We start from the raw sequence: 4,879 nt of genomic DNA, 5'->3' as shown, positions 1-4,879 counted from the left end.
CTCTGGCCAGATCGACAACTGACTCCGAGATGCGGGCTCAGGTACTCACCCTCGTAGAGGGTGTTGGCGCGGAACATGGGGAACACGTACCCCTCACCGGGTTACTGGTGGAGCGCTACGGCCAGCGCACCATCATGCTTTGGAGTGTGGTCGGCTTTGTAATTTCCTCGGTGCTCTGCGGGCAGTCTCACGGCCTGGTGGAAATCGTGCTCTGGCGTTTCCTGCAAGGCATTTTTGGCGCCTCACTGGCGCCCGTAGGGCAAACCATCATGCTCGACGCCTACCCATCCAACAAGCGCGGTCAGGCCATGGCCATACTCGGCATGGGTATCATGCTGGGGCCGATTCTGGGTCCCACCCTGGGCGGTTATCTGACGGACACGCTCAGTTGGCGTTGGGTATTCTATGTGAATATTCCCTTCGGTATCCTCGCGTTCCTGTTGATGCAGACCATTCCCGACGGCGGCAAGAGCACCAGCCCCCGCCCCGTGGACTGGACAGGCTTTGCGCTGATGGCCCTGGGGCTGGGCAGCCTGCAGGGCGTATTGAGCCTCGGCGATCAGGATAACTGGTTCAGCTCGCGGACCATCATCATTCTGACCATTTGTGCCATATTGGGAATGCTCTTTTTTGTCTGGCGCTCTTTGAGCGTAAAACATCCGGTGGTAGATTTGCGCCTGCTCAAAGACCGTAATCTCTCCATCGGCAGCATGGGTATCGGTATATTCGGTCTCGCCCTCTTCGGTACCATGGTGATTCTGCCGATCATGCTGGAGACACTGATGCACTATGAGGCTTTCACCGCAGGGCTGGTGATGGCACCACAGGGCATTGGTGCGATGCTGGCCATGATGCTGGCGGGACGACTGTTGGGGCGCGGCGTCAATCCACGTAACATCGTACTGGTCGGCGTCATTTTTGGCGCCTTTGGCACCTATTTCACGACACTCTACAACCTGGACATCAACATGGCCTGGGTCATCTGGCCCAGCTTCATCCGCGGCATTGGTTTTGGTCTGGTCACCATTCCGCTCTTCACCCTAGCCTTTACGACCCTGAAAAAATCACAACAGGCCGAAGGCTCGGGCATTTTCAACCTGATGCGAACCTTGGGTGGCAGCATCGGCATCGCCATTGTCTCTACGGTGACGAGTCAGGAAACGCAGGTGGGCTGGAACCAGATGGGCGGCTTTATCAACCCGTTCAACCCTGCCTTTCATCACTATCTTGCAGCAGCGGGTATGACCCAGAATCCGACCACCTGGCAAGTGCTGGGTAACGTTGTGCTATACAGCCAAGCGAACATGCGCGGGATGCTGGATGCTTTTGTGCTCGTTTTTTACGGCTTCCTGGTCATGATTCCGCTGATCATGTTCCTGAAGAAACCACCCACCGACTCAGCCGGTTCTACACCGTCCGCGCACCTTAGCGAATAAAGGTTAGCGGTTACGGTGCCGAGGTCCGCTCCAGATGTGGCGCTGCAGGCAGCCAGAGGGTACGTGCAAATCCCCAGTCCAGCAACTTGAGGCTCTGCCAGGATGCCTTCCAGAAACCCCGCCTTTCATTGTGGAAGGACGGCACTCCGAGGATCACTGCAATCAGCTTCACGCCATCCTGAGTTCCTGTAGCAACGAGACAATGCCCTGCTGCGTCGGTATAGCCACTTTTCATGCCGGTGATAAAGGGCACCCGCCCCACCAACAGGTTGGGGTTGGGGCTGGTAATGCCCGCGTAGGTAAAGCTTTTGTGGCCGAAAAAAGGCATGAACTGCGGAAACTGGGCCATGATCGTGCGAGTGAGGACGGCGATATCATAGGGACTGGCCATGTTATTGGGATGCGGCAACCCATCGGGATCATAGAAGGTGGTGGAAAGCATCCCGATTTTGCGCGCCGTCTGGTTCATTTCGGTGACAAAGGCGGGTACGCTGCCGGCCACCAGATGTGCAGCTTCTACCGCAGCATCATTGCCGGAAGGCACCGTCATTCCCAGAATCATCTGCGCGACGCTAAAGGGCAGGCCGGGATGCATGAACATGCTGGAGCCCCTCGTCTGTAGCGCCGCGTGACAGGGCACGAAGTGCTGGTTCATCTGCAGATGCCCACTGTCAATATCCTTGAAAAGGAGATATAGCGTCATCAGCTTGGTAATGCTGGCAATAGCATAGGGCTGATAGGCATTTTTTGTCGCAATGATGGCGCCCGTATCCGCATTCATCAGTATATAAGCACGCGCATCTATGGGTGGGAGGCCACTGGTCTCGGCCTCAGCGCGCGGTGCGCAAAATAGAAAAATCGCCACTAACGAAAGCCAGAAAAAGAGCCACCACCCCGTGGAAGGGAAATACTTTGCCGTCGAGAGTCCAGGATCTGTGTCGGGTACAGGAATGGAGGCCAGCATGGGAACACCTCGCCGCATCGGCTATATCAGGTTAAAGCAATTTCTCAGGATGCTTTGATATTAGGCTATTTTTTCACGGTTGCCTATAGACCAACGCTCGACTCGGATGAATCAATCCTACCAGCCCTATGTGGAAGGTCATCAACAAACCATATAGACTGGTCGGTATGATAATGCATGCCTCTCTGTCCTACGCCACCCTGATTCAAAATCCGTTGCTCTGGGCCATCGCCGGGGGGATCATTCTGGTCGCCTTTTATGTCCGCGCGGTGATTGGCTTTGGTTCCGGATTGATTTCGGTGGCGCTGCTCACGCTTATTTTCCCCATCAAAGAAGTAGTGCCCGTGGTGCTGCTGCTAGACCTGCTCGGTTCCGTGCTGCTCGGCGCCTATGACTTTCGGGAAATGCGCTGGCCGGAGTTGCGCTGGCTGGTTCCGGGCAGCGTGATCGGGCTGGCCATCGGCTCCTTTATTCTCGCGGATACCGATGCCCAGAATCTTACCCGTTTTCTTGGCGTGTTCATTCTCGCCTACGTGGTCTACGCGCTGATAATGAAGCCGGAACGACTACCCCAGGTCGCCTTGCCCTGGGGAATGCCGCTGGGCATTTTCGGTGGCGTGGTGGGCAGTTTGTATGGCGGTGGAGGTCCACCCATTGTCGCCTATCTGCAAATGCGTCATCTCGACAAACGCGCCTTCCGCGCCACGTTTCAGGGCATTGCCCTCACGGACAATATTCTACGGGCCTTTATGTACATAGCGCTGGCCCTACTGACCTGGCAACTGATGGTGGGTTTCCTCCTGCTGATTCCACCAGTGCTGCTCGGTTTGTGGACAGGTAATCGCTTGCATCTGCGCATTAATCAAAGGGCTTTTCTCATGGGGACCCTCGCGGTACTCGCGGTGGTCGGTTTGAAATATCTCATCTGAACGAGGGAGTGTGACATGGCTTTACGCAGCATGGATGAACTTCGGCAGCAGGCTCAGGGTGCATTATCTCTGAACATCGCTTTCATTGGCGTCGTCAACGGGCTTTTTAGCATCCTCCATACTCTGGGCAACGCGGACAGCGCAGCGCTGGCGGTAGCTGCCGGGATGGATACCGGCTACGTGCTGCGCTGGTGTGATGCCGCCTATGCCTTTGGCTGGCTGGAACTGACCGACAATGAGCAATGGCGGCTGAGTGAGGATGGCGACAGCATGCGCCCGGAAGCCGAAAACAGCCGCGTGGGCGTAGCGGTGGGTGCCGTACTTTCTGCACACATGGCGGAGCGGGCGGCGGGTCTCATGCGCACGGGTGAGCGTCCCGGTGAAAAAGTGCTGGCCGAACGCGAAACTATTCTGCCCTGGTTCGGGCTGATGCTGGAGAACAATTTTCGCAAGACGTTCGAGGAGAAAATCTGCCCGGCCGTCCCCATCTTTGCCGAAGTCGATGCACGCGGTGGGCTGGCGGTGGACCTGGGGTGCGGCAATGGCTGGTATTTGCGGGCACTCGCCGCACGCTGCGGACATCTGCACGGTCTGGGGCTAGATGGTTTCGCCGAAAACATCCGCCAGGCTACGGAAAAAGCCCAAAGCGAGGGCGTTGCGGATCGCCTGCATTTTGATGAAGGCGATATCCATCAGTTTTCCCTGCCAGAGCCCGCCGACCTCATCGCCATGAATCGCGCCCTGCATCATGTCTGGGAAAACCGCGGTGAGATTTTTCAGCGACTGCACGCCAGCCTGAAACCTGAAGGCGCCATCGTCATCTGGGAGCCAGCCTGGCCCGACGATCACCGCGTGCTGCGTGAGCCGCCGCTACGCGGCATGGCCTTTCAAAATCTGACCGAGCATGTGCAGGGCAACCATTTCCTGCATCCGGAGGAAATTGCCGCAGCCCTCAGCGAGGCCGGCCTCAAGCCGGAGATTTTTCCCTTCGGCAGCGATGTCGTGGTGGTGGGCCGGGCGTAGCGCTCGGCATTTCCAGCAACGTGTGCAGCCCATTGCATTACGGGGGAGTTGCCCTTATCCTACGCGGCAATGGGGCGGTAGCTCAGCTGGGAGAGCGTCGCGTTCGCAATGCGAAGGTCGGGAGTTCGATCCTCCTCCGCTCCACCAATTAACTATCTCACCAAGTCCCAGCTCGCATCAAATCCCACTGAAAGCCGCTGACTTATATAACAGTGGCTTTTTCTTTGCCTCACAACGTCTCAAGATATCGCTTGCCATCTCGGGGCAACTGGGGGCAACATTGGGGGCAACCAAGATAAGCCTATTCGGATTTGCCCCCAATGTCCTTGACCGACACTAAAATCCGGCAGTCTAAGCCTAAGGAGAAGCTATACAAATTATCTGATGAAAAGGGGCTCTACCTAGAGATTGCTCCTGCCGGAGGGAAGTGGTGGAGGCTGAAGTTTCGGGTGGACGGCAAGGAAAAACGGCTATCACTAGACTCCCGGTGTCAGCATAGTTGTCGCCAAGCACCCCGCCTTATCGTT

5 protein-coding genes and 1 tRNA gene are annotated in these 4,879 nt (G+C 56.8%); 5 read left to right on the top strand and 1 reads right to left on the bottom strand.

Features of this window, described 5'->3' with window-relative positions:
• Positions 1–2 precede the first annotated feature (2 nt).
• Positions 3–1,436 carry a DHA2 family efflux MFS transporter permease subunit gene (locus AC2VNK_RS08850; RefSeq protein WP_486883504.1) on the top strand — a complete coding sequence of 478 codons (1,434 nt, stop codon included), beginning with the start codon at positions 3–5 and terminating at the stop codon, positions 1,434–1,436.
• Between the two features lie 10 nt (positions 1,437–1,446).
• On the opposite strand, the gene AC2VNK_RS08845 is transcribed toward AC2VNK_RS08850, so the two are convergent.
• Entirely contained in the window at positions 1,447–2,400 is a 954-nt protein-coding gene (locus AC2VNK_RS08845; RefSeq protein WP_291521281.1) for a D-alanyl-D-alanine carboxypeptidase family protein, read from the bottom strand.
• Between the two features lie 167 nt (positions 2,401–2,567).
• Between AC2VNK_RS08845 and AC2VNK_RS08840 the strand changes: the two genes are divergently transcribed.
• The 4 genes from AC2VNK_RS08840 to AC2VNK_RS08825 form a co-directional block, all read left to right on the top strand.
• On the top strand, positions 2,568–3,329 hold the full coding sequence (locus AC2VNK_RS08840; RefSeq protein ID WP_291521279.1) for a sulfite exporter TauE/SafE family protein: 762 nt from the start codon (positions 2,568–2,570) through the stop codon (positions 3,327–3,329).
• A gap of 15 nt (positions 3,330–3,344) precedes the next feature.
• Positions 3,345–4,352 carry a class I SAM-dependent methyltransferase gene (locus tag AC2VNK_RS08835; RefSeq protein ID WP_486883503.1) on the top strand — a complete coding sequence of 336 codons (1,008 nt, stop codon included), beginning with the start codon at positions 3,345–3,347 and terminating at the stop codon, positions 4,350–4,352.
• Between the two features lie 71 nt (positions 4,353–4,423).
• A tRNA-Ala gene (locus AC2VNK_RS08830) sits at positions 4,424–4,499 on the top strand.
• Between the two features lie 173 nt (positions 4,500–4,672).
• On the top strand, positions 4,673–4,879 hold a 207-nt coding region (locus AC2VNK_RS08825; RefSeq protein ID WP_486883502.1), incomplete at its 3' end, for an Arm DNA-binding domain-containing protein.

The organism is Acidithiobacillus sp. TH-A35 (assembly GCF_057473505.1).
The sequence above is the reverse complement of the archived record's forward strand: the minus strand, read 5'-3'. Positions and strand labels throughout refer to the sequence as shown.

Bases quoted from the DNA above. Each gene is read 5' to 3' on its own strand.
- AC2VNK_RS08845 (WP_291521281.1), bottom strand. From the start codon at position 2,400: ATGCTGGCCTCCATTCCTGTACCCGACACAGATCCTGGACTCTCGACG.
- AC2VNK_RS08840 (WP_291521279.1), top strand. From the start codon at position 2,568: ATGATAATGCATGCCTCTCTGTCCTACGCCACCCTGATTCAAAATCCG.
- AC2VNK_RS08835 (WP_486883503.1), top strand. From the start codon at position 3,345: ATGGCTTTACGCAGCATGGATGAACTTCGGCAGCAGGCTCAGGGTGCA.